This window comes from Endozoicomonas sp. 2B-B (genome assembly GCF_053470045.1).
Map to the genome: position 1 here is coordinate 1895869 of NZ_JBLZMU010000001.1, position 19533 is coordinate 1915401.

A 19533-nucleotide genomic window follows, 5' to 3' on the forward strand; every position below is an offset into this window, starting at 1 on the left:
TTGCGCTTATTATTAAACAAGATCGCAGAAACGATTCCGGAAGGCCGGGGAAGCCGTCTTTTTCATCTCCAAACCGGCAAGCATATCCTATCTCTGAAGCTGACTCCCGAAGGATTTGAAATCAGGGATCAAAATATTGGTAACTATAAGGAGTTATTTAAAAAGGAACTGGACTTCTTCGCCGCTAGATGGCTAGCCGACTCTTTAAACACCAGTCAAATCTTGTCATCCGGCTTAGCGATTCCAAACGAGTCAAAAGATACCGTATTTGCCATCAAGGAATTCACAAACGTTTCATCAGCCAGCAGCAACTCAGGACACAGGCGTCTTGAAATCCTGTTAGCGGAAATTCCGGAATCCAGGCTTTTACCCATAAATCATCATAACCCTCATAATTTCAATCAGCTGCTATTGGCTGTTACATTTGGAACCAGTGAAGTGGCTGAAACAGCAATGGTTAAAGCCACAGAGGTCGCAGACATAGAACCAGGCTTTTTCAATCAGCAAGATCATTTTGGCCAGACTGCCCTGGCCTTGGCTACAGTCGAGAATTATACAAATGTCGTGGATAAGTTGTTAGATCAACCGGGGATTCGTACTAATCTACCCAGACAAGATGGTGCAATACCATTACACATTGCCTGTTATTGTGGTCACGCCGAAATAGTGGAAAAGTTACTCGTCAGACCTGATGTCCAAATAAATCACAAAACGAATGAGGGCGAAACCCCGATACAGATGGCGATCAAAGCCGGGCATATTGAAATCGTTAAACGTCTTCTTGAAGAAGGTGCTGATATTGAAACATCTTCAGAAGCCTTAGCCCCTGAGGCATGTCGTGGTGAAGTCAGGGAGCTGATAGAGACAGAGCTTAAGAAGCGGTAGCCAGTTTTCCTAAAGCCTGATACCACTCATCATTGTTGTTTTCCATTTCCAAAATATCCACAGCATTTTGCATTTCAGGCCACAGATCTACAGATGTAACCAGAGCAATAGCCAACCGCTTGGTCGTATAGGGTATCCGTTCGTTCACAAAAGCGGATAGGCGCTTTCTGGAAACATTCACGACCTGCCGTTTTTGTCTCCAGCTTATGAAAATTCGCCACCTCACTTGTTCCCATGAACTTTTTCTTTGTAAGTCTGTCGAAGCCCTTATGTGCTTGACCAAGAATAGCGCCCGTCCTCACTGAGGGGGCTAAAGAACCGCTATTCTCGGTCAGGCTCCAACATAAATAACCAGCTTAAAGGAATAAGTGTATGCAGGGCATTCGCAACCTATCGGAGAATACTGTCGGTGCAGCTTTCGAATTGAGGTTTTATGGTAATGAGTCCAGCAGGCCTGTTATTTTGTTACAAGCCCGCGAAGACGACAAGTATTACTTCTTTGTCGGCAGATCCGTTAAGGCTGTCAGAAAGGCTTCTGTATTCTTTTCCAATGCTGACACCTGTTACATTCGTACGCAGGACGGCATTTCCCGGTTCCATGCGCGCCCTATCTCAGATATTAAGTCTCTGTATCCTTCTATGCCGGATGCTCAGACTGACTCAACAAGCACTGACAATTCCCCGGTCACAATTGGCTCTGACTCCGGTGATAGTGTTGACAATAAAACATTACTCCCAGGGAGCGCCGTCCACCCTGAAAAACAACAGCCCTCAACATCGGAAGATTTAACGCCACCGCCTGAGCTCAAACCTGCACAGATTCTGAATCACTCTTACACGATGTCACAGAAGCCTTTAAGCTCGGATACCCCTCTTGTTGGCCAGGCCCATGGCTCTATTATTGCAGTTGCCATGACCAATGATCCGGCAGAAAACGTCACCAGCAACAGTGTCGCCATTGTTCCTGATCAGGACATCTTTCCATTACTGGCTCTGCCAGAGAAGATTCTATCCCGGATCATGGGTCATTTATCGCACAGAGATGTAACAGCGATGAAAGAAAGCTGTCTGCATTTAAGGGAAATAGCTGCCCCGGTTCTGAGTGTCAGGAACATGGCCAGCAGCAGGGTATGGTTCAAACAGTTCGCGCCATCACAACAGCAGATATTCATACAGATCGCCAAAAATTTCACTGAACCTCAACTCAGAGCCTGGTTGATGCAGTTTACCCGGGATAAAATGCTGGTGAGTCATCTCTGTCAACAGTCAGACAGGGAGGTGACAGACAACTCTGAGGCCCGGAGCCCGGAAAAGATACCGTTGTTCCCTCAACTCCTGTTTTACCAGGTGAGTCAATTGATGATTGACAGTCCGGTTTTGCAGCCGGATTTGGTAGCAGAGATTCAGTGCAAGTCCTATTTAGTCGAAACAGCCATACTCAGCCATGATGCCAGCTACCTGGTGACCGATTGTTATGGCGCCGATGGCAGAGCAAAAATTCATGCTCTGGCGGCGAAGAACAGTGACTGCCAGCAGATCCACATTCCTCATGTTGGCAGGGTCAGGCAGGTCATCTGTAGCGCAGATAACCGCCATATACTGAGCTTCTGTACCCAATGTACGGTAAAAATCACCAGCCGTTCTGACGATGACCGCTGGGCAGAGCAACTTTGCATTGTCCATAAAAAAAAGATCAGATCAGCCAGCTTCAGCCCCGACAGTCGGCATGCGGTGACGGTCAGCGGCGATAAAAATGCGTACATCAGTTCAGTAGACCAGGATGGCCGCTGGGCATTAACAGCGACGATTGTCCATGAGGGGGATGTTTGTTCAGCAAACTTCAGCCCTGATAGCTGCCTTCTAGTGACCGCCAGTGAAGACCATACCGCCAAAATCCATAGGCGTGCAGCTAACGGCAAATGGTTGCCGATAACCACCTTGCAACACAAAAACAAAGTCATCTCAGCCGAGTTTAGCCCGGATAGCAAGCATATCATCACTGTCTGGACTAATCAGACTGGTAAGTTTGGACAAACAGCAACGATTTACAGCGTTAACCCTGATGGTTGCTGGACAGAAAAAGCCGACATTACCCACTCCGACAGGATCTGCTCAGCCACCTTCAGCCCCGACAGCTGCCATGCAGTGACGGCCAGTCTCGATCACACGGGTACCGTCTTCAGTTTTGATAGCGACAACAACTGGCAGAAAAATGCGCTGATCAACCATACAGGGAGGGTCAGCTCTGCCAGCTTTAGCCCCAATAGTCTGCTGATAATAACCAGCAGCGATGATCACTCGGCGAAAATTTTCGGGTTTGATACAGACCACAGGCGCTGGACAGAGCAAATGGCCATTAAGCATGAAGATAAAATCAATTCTGCCCTGTTCAGTGCTGATAGCCGCCATATTTTGACACTATCGAGCAACGACACATCAGAGCCTAAAAACAATTGTAAAGCCATAATCCACTCTCTCTGTTCCGATGGGCAGTGGCTGCCAGGCGCCAATATTGAGCCAGAGGGCGGGGTCTGTTCAGGTCAGTTCAACCACGATGGCACCCATGTTGTCATCAACGACTTTTCAGGCGATGCCCAGATCCTTGGCTGTGGCAAAGATGGCAATTGGTCACGAAAAGCTCTCATCCGCCATCCATATTCACTCAAATCATCAGAATTCAGTGCCAACGGCAGCCATCTCGTCACTGTTAGCAGCAGGGGGAAGCGGATTAAAGTCTGGCGCCTCTGCGGGGTGGAGGCAGCGCCAACATCCCATTCAAAAGGTAAACGTGCTGCAGCGTCATCGTTATTGTCGCCGCCTCCAAGTAAAAAGGCTCGCAGGTGAACGGTTAGAGACTATCTTGGAATAGCCACTTATGATCAAAAATTATTGCCATTTTCAGACGGTGTGCCATTGAGGTTAATGCGTCTGGTTTGATTTTTGATTGGATTGAGTGCTTAACTGGCAGAAACGCCCAGTAAATACCTCTACGTTGGAGGAATGAAGCCATGAGGTTTCAACCTGCCCCGATTAATTCCAAGGGAAAAAAGATGAAAAAAATCCTTTTATTTCTATTAGTGTTAACTGCTTGCGGACTCAGTAAAGCGGCGCAATACGAACTAAACCGGGATATATCAAGAGTGTCATTTGCTACGGTGAAGTTAGAGTACGTTATTGAGCCGGCTTCAATATCCTCTCTAACGGGCAGTATTAATGAAACCGGTCTGTTAACTCTGGATATTCCAATCTCTGGCATTGACACTGGCATTGGAATTAGAAATGAGCGCTTGAATAAGCTGTTTTTCCAATCGGATTTATTTCCCAGTGCTAAGGTTTCTGCACAAATTTCAAACTCATTATTAGCCCCTGATACAGTGGTTCAACAGCTAACTGTGCCGGCAAAAGTAACCCTCTATGGCCAAACACAAGAGTTGGAATTTTCCGTCAATGTGGTAAAAAGCGGAAACCTGTTGTCGGTAGCCAGTACACAGCCGGTTATCGTTCGAGCTTCACAGTTTGGTATTCCGGCTAAAAATCTGACAGAACTGGCAAAAACAGTGGGACAGATCTCGATTTCTGACAACGTTCCTGTCAATTTTTCATTAGTATTCAGCAAATAAAATAGATCTACCTGGAAAGCAGGATGGCTGGATCAGTTCTCTGTTCTTGCTTGATGGCGGCCAACCATCCAGTGCAGCCAAGTGGTATGGAATATACCTCTTGGCTGCACTAATTTTGCTTGGACAGCTCTTTATATTTGGTGACAATATTTTCCAGACTTTTCTTTTCTGTATCCATGATGGCCTGAACACTCTCTGGGACCTTGTTCATGTTTATCTGGCTCATTTCGCTTAACAGTCCTTTTGCCTGGTTGTTCAGCTCTTCGAGCTGACCGGCTGTTAAATTTTGACCCTTATTTCCTCCGGCTGTTAAATTTTGATCATCATCTTTTTTGGTGTTCTTCAGGCGCAGTTCGGCAAATTTTTCGGTGACGGGGTGAGCGGATTTTAGCCAGGGTGTGCAATGATCGAGGGTGTATTGAAAACTGTTCACCCGTGCTACCTTGAAAACACCTGTACCATGGGTTTTCCCGGTAATGCTTTCCAGAGGCACTTTACCGAAAGGCGTGTCATCCAGGCGTACTTTGTATTTACCTTCTGTCCTGTTCTTGAGGTCATTCAGCAGCGTCGTGTAATTCTGGTATTCCTGCTGGGATATAGTGTCCAGTTGTTGATTCAGCCATTGGGATACTTCTTTACCCGAGTTGGGCTCAAGGTCCTGCAGACTCATGGGGTCAAGATGGCCGTGCTCGGACAGGGGTAACATCATCTGACTGACTGCCGCCATTCTCACATTTCTGCCGAGCTGATGTTGGTCAAAGAAACGATAGAAGCCGGTAAGGCTTTCACCTTTTTGGAAAGCAATGTCTTCCAGTCTGTTCCTGAGTCCTTTCTGGGTATCCGAAGCACTGCTTTTGTTACTGAGGATTGAGGAGCCTGGTACTTCATGCTTGAACCATTTTTTATCGACACCCCCTTTTTCGGATGCCCCCGTCAGAGCCATGGCTCTCAGATATCGGGTGAAAAATTTCGGCATCTGCTCTTTCCAGGGGGTGTCCTTGCGCTGAGCGAGACTTTTGGACATATATTTTGCCGGTGCATCCAGTGCCGCTTGTCTTTTTCTCTGGCGTCTGGCCGGAAGAGAAATTTCAGTGATAGGAGCGGCTGGCTCTGTCTCAACCTTCTCTGATGGTGTGACAGGCGTTTTCTGAATGCTCGCTGGCTCTTTGCTTTTTGCAGTCGGAGCTACACTATCGGGCAGTGAGCTGGTGCGGACTGGTGGTTTTGGAGGCACTTTTTTAATGGTTCTTTCCGGGGGAGCTTGCTTCAGAAGTTCTTTACCCTTTGTTTCCAGACGCCGATAAAAATGCTTCTGCAAGTCTTTTATCGCAGCGGGATCGTCTGCGAGTTCCGGGATTCCCAGTTTTTGGGCTGCGCCCCTCAGGGCTTCCTGTACGTCAGAGAACGCATCATCTCCCTCAGCACAGGAGCCGGGTTTGAAGGTTGCAATCAGTTCCCGGTACTCTGCCTGCTTGTCTGATGCCCATGATATTTTGGCCAGGTGATGGTCCAGAAGATTGCTGGTCGCTTTTTGCATAGCGGCAGTCTGAAGCAATGTGTTCGTTGGAGGTGTCGCAGGCTTGCTAATGGACCGGCTGGCAACTGATTTAGCTTCCTGGGGTCTTTCAGTCAGCACCTGGCTTCTGGGTCTGAGTCGGGTCTTCTGCTCAAAAGAGGGTTGTTTCTGCGGCTTAAGATCGGTCGCCGACGGTGCCCGTCTGCGCGGCTGGGACGATGTCTTGTACATTTCTTTAGGCGTTGGAGGTATAACCCGGACGCCCCGTTTATAGATGGACTTTTTTTCAGGAGTCACCTGATCTCCAGGAGAGAGCATCTTGCTGACGACATCACTCAACGCCTTGACTTTGCCATCCTTGGAAACCCGACTGGTCTGCTCAGGCTGTATCCATTTTGGACCCTGACCTGAGGTTTTGTCGATCAAGCTCATACTGTCCCTGTATGCCGTTTTCTATCCGTTCCTTAAGAATAGTAGAGCATTAGTTGTTCTATTTATTATTGCCTCTGGTTTTTATTAGCTTTTGGCCGCATTTTTAATCCACTTCTTCAGCTGATTGGCGGGCAGGGCACCGGATATACGGCCAATTTCTTTCCCGCATTTGAACACAATCAGGGTTGGGATAGAGCGGATGTTCAATTGCGCTGCAATTTGCTGGTGCTTTTGAGTGTCGAGTTTTGCCAGTCTTATGTTGGGTTCGAGTTCACGGGCTGCTTCGGAAAAGGCTGGAGCCATGGCTTTACAGGGACCGCACCAGGGAGCCCAGAAATCCACCACAACCGGTATATCGGTCTGGGCCAGAAAACGTTTGAAATTACCGGAATTGAGTTCTACGGGTTTGCCGTAAAAGAGTTTGTTCCTGCATTTACCGCAAGAGCCCCCGTCTTCCAGGCGCTCTTTAGGGACCCGGTTGGGAGTGCTGCATTTGGGGCAGGCGATTTGCAAGGGCTGAGACATATCATTACCTGGGACAAATGAAGAATTTTACGTGATATATGTGGGGGATTATGACTCGTTAATAGAGCATAAGACCAGATGCATTAATGCAAACTCTGGGTTAACCGCTAATCTGAAAGTAGGGCAATTGTTATAAGAAGGTTAAATCATGGACGTTTACCAAATCGTTGAGTCCGGTGTGCTGGAGAACAAGAAAGTGCTGGTGGCTGAAGATAATCCCGCCAATCAACTGGTGCTGAAGAAGTTACTCAAGAAAGTCAATATTGAGCCGGTTTTCGCAGAAAACGGTCAGGAAGCTCTGGAATACTGCAAGAGTGATCCGGAGAGCTGGGACCTGATTCTGATGGACTGTGAAATGCCCGTCATGGATGGTTACACTGCCACCGAAGCAATCCGGGAGTTTGAACAGGAGGCCGGAATAGAAGAGCATACCATTATTGGTCTCAGTGCTCATGCTATTGACGAGTTAAAAAATAAAGCCTTATCCAGAGGCATGGACGACTACTTAACCAAGCCTATTGAGCGTGATTATTTATTTCAAACCCTGGTCGATTATCTCGGCTGAATGACGTCTCAGGAAAAAGGCCAGCAAAAATGCTGGCCTTTTTGACAGGGGGCTGGCGTTAACCGATCAATTGGCAACGATATTAACCAGTTTGCCGGGTACTACAATCACCTTGCGAACAGTCTTTCCTTCAGTAAACTTGGTTACATTTTCCTGCTCAAGCGCCAGCTTTTCAATCGCACTTTTATCCATGTCGGCTGGAACTTCCAACTTTGCACGAACTTTGCCATTGACCTGAACCACCATGGTGATGGCGTCTTTCTCCAGGGCGGACTCATCCACTGCAGGCCAGCCAGCCTGAACCACGGGCTCTGAATGACCCAGGGCATTCCAGACGCTGTGCATAGCGTGAGGAGCAATAGGTGCCAGCATCAGAGTAGAGGCTTCCAGAGCTTCGCGAAGAACGGCACGAGCCTGATCACTGTTGTCCCGGAACCGGGCTATCGCGTTGTTCAATTCCATTATGGCAGCAATAGCGGTGTTAAAAGTCAGACGACGTTCGCAATCATCGGAAACCTTTTTGATGGTTTCGTGAGTTTTACGACGCAGGTCTTTCTGTTCCTTGCTCAAAGCCTTGCTGTCCAGAGCCGGCACATCTCCGGAAGCCAGATGTTCAGAAACCTGTTTCCAGAAACGACGCAGGAAGCGGTGAGCTCCCTCAACAGCGCTTTCGGACCATTCCAGGGTCTGCTCGGGAGGTGCAGCAAACATGGTGTATAGACGGATGGTGTCAGCACCATACTTATCGATCAGTTCCTGTGGATCAATACCGTTGTTTTTGGATTTGGACATTTTGCTCATGCCCGCATGCTCAACGGTTTCACCGGTTTCCTTCAGGGTGGCTTTGATCAATCGACCTTTGTCGTCCAGTTCAAAGTCTACTTCGTTTGGTGCAATCCAGTGCTTCAGGCCCTTATCGTCCAGCTTGTAAAAGGTATCAGCCAGAACCATGCCCTGACAGAGCAGCTTTTTGAAGGGTTCGTCACTGTCAACCAGGCCGGCATCACGAAGCAGTTTGTGGAAAAAACGGGAGTAAAGCAGATGCATAACGGCATGTTCAATACCACCAATGTATTGATCGACGGGCAGCCAGTAGTTGGCAGCCGCCGGGTCCAGCATTTGCTTGTCAGTCTTGGGAGAGCAATAACGAGCGTAGTACCAGCTGGATTCCATGAACGTATCGAAGGTATCAGTTTCACGGGTTGCTGTCTGGCCGTTATGAGTGGTTTTGGCCCACTCAGGATCGGCCTTGATGGGTGAGTGAACACCATCCATCTCAACATTTTCAGGCAGCAGCACCGGAAGATCTTCCAGAGGGACTGTGACTTCAGTACCGTCTTCCAGATAACGCATGGGAATCGGAGCTCCCCAGTAACGCTGACGACTGACTCCCCAGTCACGCAGACGGTAGTTAACCTGCTTTTCACCTTTGCCCAAAGCAATCAGCTTGTCGGCAATTGCATTGAATGCTTCCTGAGAAGTCAGGCCGTCAAATTCCCCGGAGTTGATCAGCTTGCCTTTTTCAGTGAACGCTTCTTTGGACAGGTCACACTCTTCGCCGTTTGCAGGCTCGATGACTTGTTCGATAGCCAGTTTAAAGCGGGTAGCAAATTCGTAGTCACGCTGATCATGACCGGGTACCGCCATAACAGCGCCGGTACCGTAATCCATCAATACAAAGTTGGCAGCCCAGACAGGTACTTCTTTACCTGTCATTGGGTGAATAGCTCGAATACCGGTATCAACACCCACTTTTTCCATGGTTGCCATTTCTGCCTCGGTGACACCGTTGGACTTGCATTCTTCAATGAAAGCGGCGAGCTTCGGATTATTGGCAGCCGCAGCTTTGGCGATAGGGTGCTCTGCAGCAACGCCCACGTAAGTCACACCCATCAGCGTGTCCGGGCGTGTGGTGTAGATCTGGAATGCTTCCGGTGATCCGGCAACGGGGTTAGCCACTTTGAAGGTCATCTGAACACCTTCGGAGCGACCAATCCAGTTGCGCTGCATGGCTTTAACCTGATCAGGCCAGTCTTCCAGCTGATCCAGATCAGCCAGCAGTTCTTCAGCGTAAGCCGTGATTTTCACAAACCACTGGGGCAGCTCCTTACGCTCCACCAGAGTGTCGCAACGCCAGCAACGGCCATCTTCTACCTGTTCGTTGGCCAGTACGGTGGCGTCGTTGGGGCACCAGTTCACAGAAGACATTTTCTTGTAGACCAGACCCTTTTCGTACAGTTGGGTGAAGAACCACTGTTCCCACTTGTAGTAGTCCGGTTTGCAGGTGGCCAGCTCACGGTTCCAGTCATAACCGAAGCCAAGACGCTTGAGCTGACCTTTCATGTAGTCAATGTTTTCGTAAGTCCATGGGGCTGGAGCGGTTTTGTGTTTGATAGCGGCGTTTTCTGCCGGTAGGCCGAAGGCGTCCCAACCCATGGGTTGCAGGACGTTTTTACCCTGCATACGTTGATAACGGGATACCACGTCGCCAATGGTGTAGTTGCGAACGTGGCCCATATGCAGTCGGCCGCTGGGGTAAGGGAACATGGACAGACAATAGTACTTTTCCTTGCCGGCCTCTTCACTGACAGCAAAACTGTCATTCTCTTCCCAGTATTTCTGGGCTTCTGTCTCAATCTTGTGCGGCTGGTAATGCTCTTCCATCATGGCTCTTTGCGAGAATCTGGATTTAAAGGGTTTCAAACTCTGCAATTAAAAATTTGCAAAATGTACAAATTTTTAATTGCAGAGCGGAGAAGAACACGGGTGTTCAGTATAACCTGCGAAGCATACATGAGTGAGGGCAGCGGGGGTAGCGCTTCTGGAATTTTTTGTTATGGGGCTTGTAGAACAATGTATAACAGAGCAGGCAGGGCAACAAAATGTGAGTTTGATGATGTACTGGATGAAGTATTTGAGGTGGACCTGGTCGATGTATTGGATGAACTGGATGTATTGGGTGAAGTAGATGTATCGGTTGAAGTAGATATATTGGATGAAGTGGGTGTACTGGATGTAGCTAACTTACTCCAGTTTTCTAAAATAAGTGAATTACCAGAAATAAACCAGGTGCCAGAATGCGCCTGATACACTTCTTCTAACGCAATTGAGTCACTGATGAATTCATGATTGAAAGACAGAGATACTTTATTCTGAAAGATTGCACCCGCTAAAAACGAGATGTTGACAGAAGAATGATGTATTCCTAATACATAAGTCTCGTTGTTCCGAAAATAAAACAAGGGTCCTCCTGAGTCGCCATTCTGCGATGTACCCCTATACCAAAGTCGATAGACGTCGGTTCGACATTTAAAGGGCCAATATAAAGAAGCTGATCGTAATATTTTTTTACCTGCATAACCAGCAGCCATTGGATGGGGCGCAACTTCCCGGAGATCAGGGCATGTTGCATTTAATTGCATTTTTGGAGGTGCTATGTTCACTGAATCCTCCAGTTCAATGATTGCAATGTCGTGTATTGTGTTCGGATGTCTGTAATCAGGGTGCTTGATATATCTAACAGCCTCTCTAACTGGAGCATGAGCTTCATTAAAGAAAAAAAGTCGTAGACTATCATTTTCGCTTAATGAACTTACACAATGGGCTGCAGTCAACAGATGAATGTCAGATATTAGTACTGCTGTACATAATGATGAGGAGGAGGATGAGAAGGCAATCCATGGATATGTGCCAATGGGTACTACTGATGATGGCGCATATCGTTCAACTCTATCCAATGATGCGGCAAAAACATCTTTGGATATAAAGGTATAAAAAAACAGAGTTAAAATTGCGTTTTTGTTTGCACGCACGGACTCAGCTCTCCTGAATCTATGAAAGTTGCTTACGAAATTAGCACATTTTGCTCGTTCTGCACTTGCTATCTTTATTGCGCAGCAGCACCTGAGTATGGCAAGCAAAGGATCATGAAGGGTTTTTCATTGGAAGTTCAGAAGATAAAAGCGCGTTATCCTGATGCGACTTATGTGGGTGTTGCATACACAACGGCTGACAACTGGACATTTCTGGAGCTACTAACATTACAGCTGACTCAGGTCTTGCTCTTATTAACCATTATTGATGGAAGTAGATATGTTTTCAGTATTGAAGATCTGGTTATCCGGATTCCCGGTAATATTGGCTGCTTTGTGGATAGATTCTGGATACTCTTGTACTCACCCCAGAGCTGAAGTTCAGGCTCGTTGTGAAGAGGTGTTAAAAGCAAATCCGGGTATTTTTACTCGTTTTGTTTTTCATGACGATCCGGGTGTGAGTCTGAGGGGCGTTCTGAAAACCCGAAATACTCTGCATATTGTAACCAGTGATTATGCCCTGGATGCTCCGATTACCGTATCAGGTTATTTCGTCAATGTGGGGATTATTGGTGTTGCCACTGATGGCAAATATCCAACATTGTCATTGACAGGACCAATGTTATCCCATGGCGTTGATGCGTTCATTCGAGTTTCAGACTTCAGGTTATTGTATCTCGATGGGTTTGAACTGGATGCCGGTGGCAGCTTTGCTAATTTTTACGGCAATCTTAACCATTTTATTCATGCCAGTAATGATAGAGTTACACTGAAGAATCTCAAGTTACACAAAGCTGATGAATCTATTGATAGCGCTATCTATGTGGAGCACTCCAAAATACTGGAAGTCAGCCATTTAGAAATCTGGACAGATGGGTACAGAGAACCACCATTGCTTGAAACCAGAAAGGTTGATGAAGTGTACTTGAGTGACAGTACGGTGCATGGCTACCCATCAGAATGCACACTGATTTTGCATGAAAACAGTTATCAGGTGTCGTATTTAAATGTTGCCTTACCCATTAAACAAGAACGTTTTTCGTATGTGTTTGCTTACCCGGGAATTTCTATCGTTTATAAAGATCCTGAAAAATTCAGTGCCAATTTTAGTTTCGAAAATATAAGAACCGATCCGCCCTCATATCATGATCCCGATCTTGACTGGGTTCAGGTTCCTTTATGGGTAAATGGTCCTGATCAGGTTCACGCGAGCGTTACCTATAAAAATAACACGTTTGACCGGGCAAATACTCTCATGTTTCTTACTGATGTTCATTGGAAGGGAGATGCTGCAGCCATACCTATCCTGAAAACACCTCAATATGAGGCATTTTTAAAAGAAGATTTTGTTCCAAAATGCCTTCATAGAAAGTATCCATCAGCTTCTATAAAAGGGAATAAAGAATTAATAGAGTTGCGAATATCATTAGATAAACTATTAAATATTAGCGAGCGAGAACTCTAAGATAATGCCTGCTCTTATTGTGATTTTTCATTTAAGTCTGTTTGTCGCCTTAGCATTTGACTTATTTGCCTGAGGGTGGTTCACCTGACGGAATGTTTCTGAATTGATTTTTTGAATTGTTTGACCATTATAAGTACCTAACCAGTTGGTTTCACATATTCTGGACGGCGGCTTTTTCCACCCTTCTGCGTTCCAACTCTGGTTGCGTAGCTACGGCTACGCGCCCGTCGTTGCGCCTTGAAGGATGAAAAAATCCACTCGCCAGAATATGCGAAACCAACTGGCCAGGTACTTACATGATTCAGTTTTTGCTAATGCTAACTATTTTTAACGGAAATAGATATGTTTTCAGTATTGCAGATCTGGTTATACCGATTTCCAATAATATTGTCCGCTTTGTGGATAAATGCCGGATATTGTTGCACTCACCCCAGAGCTGATGTTCAGGCTCGTTGTGAAGAGGTTTTAAAAGCATTTCCGGGTGTTTTTACTAATGTTGTTTTCCATGACAATCCGGTCAGAAGTCTGAGGGGTAATCTGAAATCCCGAAATACTCTGCATATTGTGGCCAGTGATTTTGCTCTGTATGATCCGATTACCGTGTCAGGCAGAGCTGTCAATGTGGGTATTGTTGGTATTGCCACTGATGGCAAGTATCCGACTGTGTCATTGGCGGGGACAATATTTTCCAACGGTGTTGATGAGTTTATTCGGGCTTCAGATAACCAATTGCTGTATCTCGATGGGTTTGAACTGGATGCCGGTGGCAGTTTTGCTAATTTTTACGGTAATCTTAATCACTTTATCCATGCCAAGAGTGACGAGGTTACGCTGAAGAACCTCAGGTTACACAAAACGGGTGAGTCTATTGAAAGCCCTATTTATGTGGAGCACTCCAAAAAAATGGAAGTCAGCCAGATTGAAATCTGGAATGATGGGAATAAAGAGCATCCAGTGGTTGCAACCAGGGAGGTTTTTAAAGTGCAATTCAGCGACAGTACTGTGCATGGATTCCCATCAGAATGCACACTGATTTTGCATGAAAACAGTCATATTGTGTCGTATTCGAACTTTACCTACCCTGTTAAACATTCACAGTCCTGGCAATCTGGGGTTACACCGGGGATTTTTATCGTTTATGAAGATCCCAGAATATTCGCTGCCAAATTGAGTTTTGAAAATATAATGACCGAACCATCCGCATCCCATGATCCCACTTTTGATGAGATCCAGGTCCCTTTATGGATAACTCGTCGTTATGATGAGGTTGACGCGATCATTACCTATAAAAATAACGCTTCTGTCCAACAAATGACCGGCATATTTCATTCTAATGTTCTCTGGTGTATCAATGATAAGATCAGTTATTTTCCAAAAAAAACTGATAAGGAGGACAAGTTAAGTGAATATTTTGTTCCAGAATGCCTTCAGAGAAGGTATCCATCCGCTCACATAGAAGGAAATACAGAATAAATGTGGTCGTCTAAGTCCGACATTACAGTGCATGGGTTTACGGCGGAATGTAATCACCGGTCTGAGATGGCCCTTTTTCAGCTCGGGATTGGCCACCATGACCAGATGTAAAGTCACAAGGTATCGTGACTTCGTGGTAACTATGGGTATCCGTGGTAGTATGATCCTGTTCGTTAAAGTCGTCTTGTTAAAAAGGATATTGTGCAAAAATCCGGTTCATGAGTGACGATGAGTCTCTTGTTTTTTCTCTTGAAACAGATTTTGCATCAGGCATATGAGCACCCGTACTCCAACAAGAAGAGGCGCCAGCAAGGCCGCTTCGAAAAAGAAATCCAATCAACAGTCGAAACTGCCAGGCTGGATGTGGCTGATAACCGGTTTTGCGGCTGGCTTTTTTGTGGCTTTCCTGATCAAGCTGACACCGGCTCCAGTTTCGGTTAATGCTTCTATAGAGACAGCTGAAACGGCTCAGTCGGGTAAGGAACGCCCGGAGCCGGTCTTCGATTTTTATACCGTGCTGCCCGAGCAGGAAGTGATTCTGCCTGAACCGATTGAACGTCAGTCGCCACCTGCAGTCAGTGTCAGTGAAAAAACTGGCTCGAAATCCGTGCCTGAAGCGAAAACAGCTACTAAGTCCGGTGTGAAGTATTTGTTGCAGGCTGGTTCATTTCGAAGTGCCAAAGACGCCGATCGTCTGAGGGCGCAGTTGCTTTTGGCAGGTCAGGAACCCAGGGTCGTCAAGGTAACCGTGGGTGCAGGGGAGTCGTGGCACAGGGTGCAGCTGGGGCCTTTTGATACATCAGAAAGTATTGATCAGGCAAAGCAGGTGCTGGCTGAATTCAAGATTGATGGTCTGTTGTTGAGAATGAAATAGCTGGATTCATCCACTTATATTCCCGAATGATAAAGTGCCATAAGCGAAGAAAAATGAATCAGGTGATAAGTATGAAAGCACCGGTAGCCCAAAAAATAGCCCACGAGATCGTTCAACATGGTTCCAGCAGGGTTGATGACTACCACTGGCTGAGAGATAAAAACTGGCAGAAGTTTATTGCCGGTGATCTGGATTTTGATAATCCGGCGGTTCTTGAATACATCCAGTCTGAAAATGCTTACAAAGATGAGTTTATGAAAGGCTACAAGGATGTTGAAGAAACTCTCTACGGTGAAGTTCTTTCCCGTATCAGGGAAGACGATGAATCCTGGCCGGTCAAAGAAGGTGGTTTTTTCTATTACTCAAGAGAAGAAAAAGGCAAGGATTATTCGATTCTCTGTCGCAAGCAGGGCTCAAGAGAAGCGCCTGAAGAAGTCTACTTTGACATAAACAGGGAAGCAGAAGGTAAAGAGCTTTATATCTTCGGTGCTTCAGGCACCAACCTTAAGCAGACTCATTTTGCCTACAGCTTCAATCTGACCGGTTCAATGGAGAGGACTATCCGGGTTCGAGATCTGGAGACAGGACAGGATCTGGATTGGGAGTTTGCAAACAGTACCGGGTCTTTTCTCTGGCACGGCAATGAGCATCTGTACATTGTTGAGCGGGATGAGTCAGGTCGTGGTCGTGATGTATACAAAGTTCATATCCATAAAGGTGTTGCTGAAAAAGAGTTAATCTTTTCCAAGCCTGAAGAATACGACAGCATGTTTTTGTCTTTATCCCGAACCAATGATCGTGAGTATTTCATGATTCATCTGGATAGTGGTTCGACGCATGTCGTGTATTTGGCTGGACGGGATTCAGATCAGTTTGAAAAGTTTGCTGTGGGCGAGAACGATGTCTCTTTCTCTCTGGAACATTACAGGGGCGACTTCTACATTCTGACCAATCAGGATGGAGCCAACGACTTCAAAGTTATGAAGTGTCCGGTAGCTTCTGAAATGACGGTTGCCCAGGAAAAGTGGCCCCAGGCAAACTGGCAGGAGTTTCTGCCTGAGCAGAAGAACCTGTGCCTGGGCGGTATCCATTTCTATAGCCACTTTCTGATCGTTGAGCGCAAGAATAACCAGAAAGTACTGGATGAAGTGGCTGTGATGGATATGGATTCCGGAACTCTCTCAATCATCTCAATGCCGGATGAGGCTTATTGTCTGGATTTTTATGGTGACTGGGATCATCAGGCAACCGTTGTCAGGTTAGACTACGATTCACCTGTATCGCCAAACACGGTGTTTGAGCTGAATCTGGAAAATGGTGCTTTGACAGAGGTTTATCGCAAGGAAGTTCCCAACTTTAATGCCTCGATTTATGAAGTGAAGAGAGAGTTTGCCATGGCTCGAGATGGTGAGCTGGTGCCACTGACCATTATCTGCAAAAAAGGAACGAAGCTGGATGGAAGCAACAAAGCCATGGTGTATGCCTATGGTTCTTATGGCTATGGAATGTCAGCAGGTTTTTCTTCGCCTAAATTCAGTTTGATTGATCGCGGCTTTGTTTATGCCATTGCACATGTCAGGGGCGGGGATGACAAGGGGTATAGCTGGTATCTCAATGGCAAAATGCAGCACAAAATGAATACCTTTAATGATTTCATTGATTGCTGTGAGTACCTGGTTCGTCGTGGCTATACGGCCCGGGGTAATATTGCTATCAATGGTGGCAGTGCGGGCGGTCTGCTGATGGCAGCCGTGACCAATATGAGACCCGAGCTGTTTGGTTGTGTTGTTGCCGATGTGGCTTTTGTCGATGTGATCAATACCATCAGTGATGCGTCTTTGCCCCTGACTGCGCCAGAATGGGAAGAGTGGGGTAACCCGATCACCAGCAAAGAAGACTTTGATTACATCTCAGGTTATTCGCCCTATGACAACATAGAAGCAAAGGACTATCCGCCTACGCTTTACAACTCGGGGATATCCGATGAGCAGGTCACTTATTGGGAACCCACCAAAATGGTGGCCAAACTAAGAGCCTTGAAAACCGACGATAACCCCCTGATCCTCAATATGAAAATGCATGCGGGTCATGCCGGTGCCAGCAAGCGTTACGAATGGATAGAGGAGATTGCATTTGATTACGCCTTTATCCTGAAATGTTTTGATAAGGTGTAACGGACTGTCAGGCGCGGAAACACTGTTAAGTGTTACCATGGTGTTAATTTCGAAATTTTCTAATGCGAAAAATCAGGCGGATAACCAACTGGTCACGAGCGCGTTACGCGGTATGGAAAGTTTTTCCCTGCCACACCCTTGATAATTCTGTCTCGCCCCCAATATTAATCGACGAATCAAGCAAAATGCTAAAAGGAGCCCACCTTGGAACAGTATCGCGGCACCACCATTCTGTCCGTTCGTCGAAACGATAGTGTGGTCGTAGGGGGTGATGGTCAGGTTTCATTGGGTAATGCCGTCATCAAGGGCAATGCCCATAAGGTGCGTCGCCTGTTCAAAGGCAAAGTTATAGCAGGCTTTGCAGGTGGTACAGCAGACGCATTTACTCTTTTCGAACGTTTTGAAGCCCAGTTGGAAAAGCATCATGGGCGTCTGGAAAAAGCAGCCGTTGAACTGGCGAAAGAATGGCGTACCGACAGAACATTGCAGCGTCTGGAGGCCATGTTGATTGTGGCAGACGCCAAAGCATCTCTGGTCATTACCGGCAATGGTGACGTTATGGTCACTGACGATGGCATTCTGGCCATTGGCTCGGGTGGATTCTTTGCTCAGTCTGCTGCCAAAGCGCTCTACCAGAATACTGACCTGGGTGCGAAAGATATCGTTGAGAAAAGTCTGGAAATAGCTGCAGATGTCTGCGTCTATACCAACCAGAACCGGGTTATCGAAGAAATCAAGATTGAGCAGTCCTGACCAGAAGGCCGAAAGCAGAAATCGGTTACAATCCGGCTTCTCGCTGACAGCGTTTAAATGGTGAGTTTACTGATCTTTCGTTAACAGAGTCTGTGACATGTCAAATATGACCCCTCGTGAAATCGTTCACGAACTGAATAAACATATTATTGGCCAGGATGATGCCAAACGTGCCGTAGCCATTGCTCTTCGCAATCGCTGGCGTCGCATGCAGCTGGATGAAGAGCTGCGAAATGAAATTACCCCCAAGAATATTCTGATGATTGGTCCTACCGGTGTTGGTAAGACTGAAGTCGCTCGTCGTCTGGCCAAACTGGCTAATGCCCCTTTTATCAAGGTTGAGGCAACCAAGTTTACAGAAGTGGGTTATGTTGGCCGTGACGTAGAATCCATCATCAGAGATCTGATGGATGCGGCTATAAAAATGCTGCGTGAGCAGGAAGTTGAGAGAGTAAAAGATCGTGCTCTTGATGCCACAGAAGAGCGGATACTCGACGCCCTGCTGCCTCCTCCCCGTTCCTTCTCAGAAGAGTCCGAAAAGCCTCAGGATAATTCAACCCGTCAGGTGTTTCGCAAAAAGCTGCGTGAAGGCCAGCTGGATGAGAAAGAGATCGAGATCGATGTTCGCGAAGCGGCCATGGGTGTGGAAATAATGGCACCTCCCGGCATGGAGGAAATGACCAGCCAACTGCAGAATATGTTCTCGAATCTGAATGCCGGCAAGCAGAAAAAACGCAAGCTGAAAGTCAAGGACGCTCTGAAACTGGTTCAGGACGAAGAAGCTGCAAAACTGGTCAATGAAGACGAACTGAAAACCAGAGCGATTGAGTCTGTTGAACAGAATGGCATTGTCTTCATCGATGAAATTGATAAGGTGGCCAGGCGTTCTTCCGGCTCTAACGCGGATGTTTCCCGTGAAGGTGTTCAGCGGGACTTGTTGCCACTGATCGAAGGCTGCACCGTTTCCACCAAGTACGGCATGATCAAAACGGATCACATTCTGTTCATGGCTTCCGGTGCATTTCACCTCGCCAAGCCATCTGACCTCATTCCAGAGCTGCAGGGTCGTCTGCCTATTCGTGTTGAGTTGAAGGCACTTACCACTAAAGACTTTGTTCGTATTCTGACTGAGCCTAATGCTTCCCTGACGAGGCAATATCAGGCGCTGATGAAAACAGAAGAACTCAATATTTCTTTTGCTGAAGATGGTATTGCCCGTATTGCGGAAGTGGCCTGGACAGTCAATGAGAACACCGAGAATATCGGTGCCCGTCGTCTGCACACTGTGATTGAGCGTTTGCTGGAAGAGATCTCCTACAGTGCAGCAGACCTCTCCCTGAAACACAGCGAATCACCGCTGCTGATTGATGCCGCTTATGTTAACGAGCATCTGGGCGAGCTGGTTCAGGACGAAGACCTGAGTCGCTATATTCTCTGAT

The 19533-nt window shown here is 46.8% G+C and carries 16 protein-coding genes and 1 pseudogene; 12 read left to right on the top strand and 5 right to left on the bottom strand.

Going from position 1 to position 19533, the window contains the following annotated elements; all coding sequences use genetic code 11:
- Positions 1 to 885 (top strand): ankyrin repeat domain-containing protein, encoded by an 885-nt coding sequence (locus tag ACOMHB_RS07610; protein ID WP_448216137.1) that lies wholly within the window; start codon positions 1 to 3, stop codon positions 883 to 885.
- On the opposite strand, the gene ACOMHB_RS07615 is transcribed toward ACOMHB_RS07610, so the two are convergent.
- A complete protein-coding gene (locus tag ACOMHB_RS07615; RefSeq protein WP_448216138.1) occupies positions 872 to 1033 on the bottom strand; it encodes a hypothetical protein in 162 nt (53 codons plus the stop codon). The two genes, ACOMHB_RS07610 and ACOMHB_RS07615, sit on opposite strands and share 14 nt — an antisense overlap.
- A gap of 224 nt (positions 1034 to 1257) precedes the next feature.
- Here ACOMHB_RS07615 and ACOMHB_RS07620 point away from each other — a divergent pair, with 224 nt between their 5' ends.
- Both ACOMHB_RS07620 and ACOMHB_RS07625 read left to right on the top strand, forming a co-directional pair.
- Positions 1258 to 3729, top strand: a complete 2472-nt coding sequence (locus tag ACOMHB_RS07620) for an F-box/WD repeat-containing protein (RefSeq protein WP_448216139.1) — start codon at positions 1258 to 1260, stop codon at positions 3727 to 3729.
- Positions 3730 to 3893: 164 nt separating this feature from the next.
- Positions 3894 to 4505, top strand: coding sequence for a YceI family protein (locus ACOMHB_RS07625; protein ID WP_448216140.1), 612 nt, complete (start codon positions 3894 to 3896; stop codon positions 4503 to 4505).
- A gap of 109 nt (positions 4506 to 4614) precedes the next feature.
- On the opposite strand, the gene ACOMHB_RS07630 is transcribed toward ACOMHB_RS07625, so the two are convergent.
- Entirely contained in the window at positions 4615 to 6453 is a 1839-nt protein-coding gene (locus ACOMHB_RS07630; protein ID WP_448216141.1) for a hypothetical protein, read from the bottom strand.
- 84 nt (positions 6454 to 6537) lie between these two features.
- On the bottom strand, positions 6538 to 6978 hold the full coding sequence (gene trxC / locus ACOMHB_RS07635) for a thioredoxin TrxC (protein WP_422132741.1): 441 nt from the start codon (positions 6976 to 6978) through the stop codon (positions 6538 to 6540).
- Positions 6979 to 7126: 148 nt separating this feature from the next.
- On the opposite strand from trxC, the gene ACOMHB_RS07640 reads away from it, so the two are divergent.
- Positions 7127 to 7543 (top strand): response regulator, encoded by a 417-nt coding sequence (locus ACOMHB_RS07640; protein ID WP_422132742.1) that lies wholly within the window; start codon positions 7127 to 7129, stop codon positions 7541 to 7543.
- A 66-nt stretch (positions 7544 to 7609) separates the two neighbouring features.
- Here the strand turns inward: ACOMHB_RS07640 and leuS are convergent, their stop codons facing one another.
- On the bottom strand, positions 7610 to 10207 hold the full coding sequence (gene leuS / locus ACOMHB_RS07645; protein ID WP_448218614.1) for a leucine--tRNA ligase: 2598 nt from the start codon (positions 10205 to 10207) through the stop codon (positions 7610 to 7612).
- On the opposite strand from leuS, the gene ACOMHB_RS07650 reads away from it, so the two are divergent.
- On the top strand, positions 10196 to 10630 hold the full coding sequence (locus ACOMHB_RS07650) for a hypothetical protein (protein WP_448218678.1): 435 nt from the start codon (positions 10196 to 10198) through the stop codon (positions 10628 to 10630). The two genes, leuS and ACOMHB_RS07650, sit on opposite strands and share 12 nt — an antisense overlap.
- Before the next feature lie 152 nt (positions 10631 to 10782).
- Here ACOMHB_RS07650 and ACOMHB_RS07655 read toward each other — a convergent pair.
- Positions 10783 to 11355: pseudogene (locus ACOMHB_RS07655) on the bottom strand (trypsin-like serine protease); the annotation flags it as partial.
- Between the two features lie 114 nt (positions 11356 to 11469).
- On the opposite strand from ACOMHB_RS07655, the gene ACOMHB_RS07660 reads away from it, so the two are divergent.
- The 7 genes from ACOMHB_RS07660 (at position 11470) to hslU (ending at position 19532) form a co-directional block, all read left to right on the top strand.
- Positions 11470 to 11733, top strand: coding sequence for a hypothetical protein (locus ACOMHB_RS07660; protein WP_448216142.1), 264 nt, complete (start codon positions 11470 to 11472; stop codon positions 11731 to 11733).
- Between the two features lie 22 nt (positions 11734 to 11755).
- Positions 11756 to 12820, top strand: a complete 1065-nt coding sequence (locus tag ACOMHB_RS07665) for a hypothetical protein (RefSeq protein ID WP_448216143.1) — start codon at positions 11756 to 11758, stop codon at positions 12818 to 12820.
- Positions 12821 to 13162: 342 nt separating this feature from the next.
- On the top strand, positions 13163 to 14293 hold the full coding sequence (locus tag ACOMHB_RS07670) for a hypothetical protein (RefSeq protein ID WP_448216144.1): 1131 nt from the start codon (positions 13163 to 13165) through the stop codon (positions 14291 to 14293).
- Positions 14294 to 14567: 274 nt separating this feature from the next.
- Positions 14568 to 15167 carry an SPOR domain-containing protein gene (locus ACOMHB_RS07675; RefSeq protein ID WP_448216145.1) on the top strand — a complete coding sequence of 200 codons (600 nt, stop codon included), beginning with the start codon at positions 14568 to 14570 and terminating at the stop codon, positions 15165 to 15167.
- A gap of 71 nt (positions 15168 to 15238) precedes the next feature.
- The gene (locus ACOMHB_RS07680; RefSeq protein ID WP_448216146.1) at positions 15239 to 17341 is read left to right on the top strand and encodes a S9 family peptidase; all 2103 of its coding nucleotides are present in this window, start codon (positions 15239 to 15241) and stop codon (positions 17339 to 17341) included.
- Between the two features lie 204 nt (positions 17342 to 17545).
- Positions 17546 to 18094 (top strand): ATP-dependent protease subunit HslV, encoded by a 549-nt coding sequence (gene hslV, locus ACOMHB_RS07685; protein WP_257255452.1) that lies wholly within the window; start codon positions 17546 to 17548, stop codon positions 18092 to 18094.
- A 97-nt stretch (positions 18095 to 18191) separates the two neighbouring features.
- Complete coding sequence (hslU, locus tag ACOMHB_RS07690) at positions 18192 to 19532, top strand: ATP-dependent protease ATPase subunit HslU (protein ID WP_422132749.1); 1341 nt, start codon at positions 18192 to 18194, stop codon at positions 19530 to 19532.
- The last annotated feature ends 1 nt before the right edge of the window (position 19533 follow it).

Excerpts from the sequence above, each read along its gene's own strand:
- hslU (WP_422132749.1), top strand. The coding sequence starts at position 18,192 with ATGTCAAATATGACCCCTCGTGAAATCGTTCACGAACTGAATAAACAT.
- ACOMHB_RS07680 (WP_448216146.1), top strand. The coding sequence starts at position 15,239 with ATGAAAGCACCGGTAGCCCAAAAAATAGCCCACGAGATCGTTCAACAT.
- ACOMHB_RS07630 (WP_448216141.1), bottom strand. The coding sequence starts at position 6,453 with ATGAGCTTGATCGACAAAACCTCAGGTCAGGGTCCAAAATGGATACAG.
- trxC (WP_422132741.1), bottom strand. The coding sequence starts at position 6,978 with ATGTCTCAGCCCTTGCAAATCGCCTGCCCCAAATGCAGCACTCCCAAC.
- ACOMHB_RS07675 (WP_448216145.1), top strand. The coding sequence starts at position 14,568 with ATGAGCACCCGTACTCCAACAAGAAGAGGCGCCAGCAAGGCCGCTTCG.
- ACOMHB_RS07625 (WP_448216140.1), top strand. The coding sequence starts at position 3,894 with ATGAGGTTTCAACCTGCCCCGATTAATTCCAAGGGAAAAAAGATGAAA.
- ACOMHB_RS07660 (WP_448216142.1), top strand. The coding sequence starts at position 11,470 with ATGAAGGGTTTTTCATTGGAAGTTCAGAAGATAAAAGCGCGTTATCCT.
- ACOMHB_RS07640 (WP_422132742.1), top strand. The coding sequence starts at position 7,127 with ATGGACGTTTACCAAATCGTTGAGTCCGGTGTGCTGGAGAACAAGAAA.
- ACOMHB_RS07620 (WP_448216139.1), top strand. The coding sequence starts at position 1,258 with ATGCAGGGCATTCGCAACCTATCGGAGAATACTGTCGGTGCAGCTTTC.
- ACOMHB_RS07650 (WP_448218678.1), top strand. The coding sequence starts at position 10,196 with ATGCTCTTCCATCATGGCTCTTTGCGAGAATCTGGATTTAAAGGGTTT.
- leuS (WP_448218614.1), bottom strand. The coding sequence starts at position 10,207 with ATGGAAGAGCATTACCAGCCGCACAAGATTGAGACAGAAGCCCAGAAA.
- ACOMHB_RS07670 (WP_448216144.1), top strand. The coding sequence starts at position 13,163 with ATGTTTTCAGTATTGCAGATCTGGTTATACCGATTTCCAATAATATTG.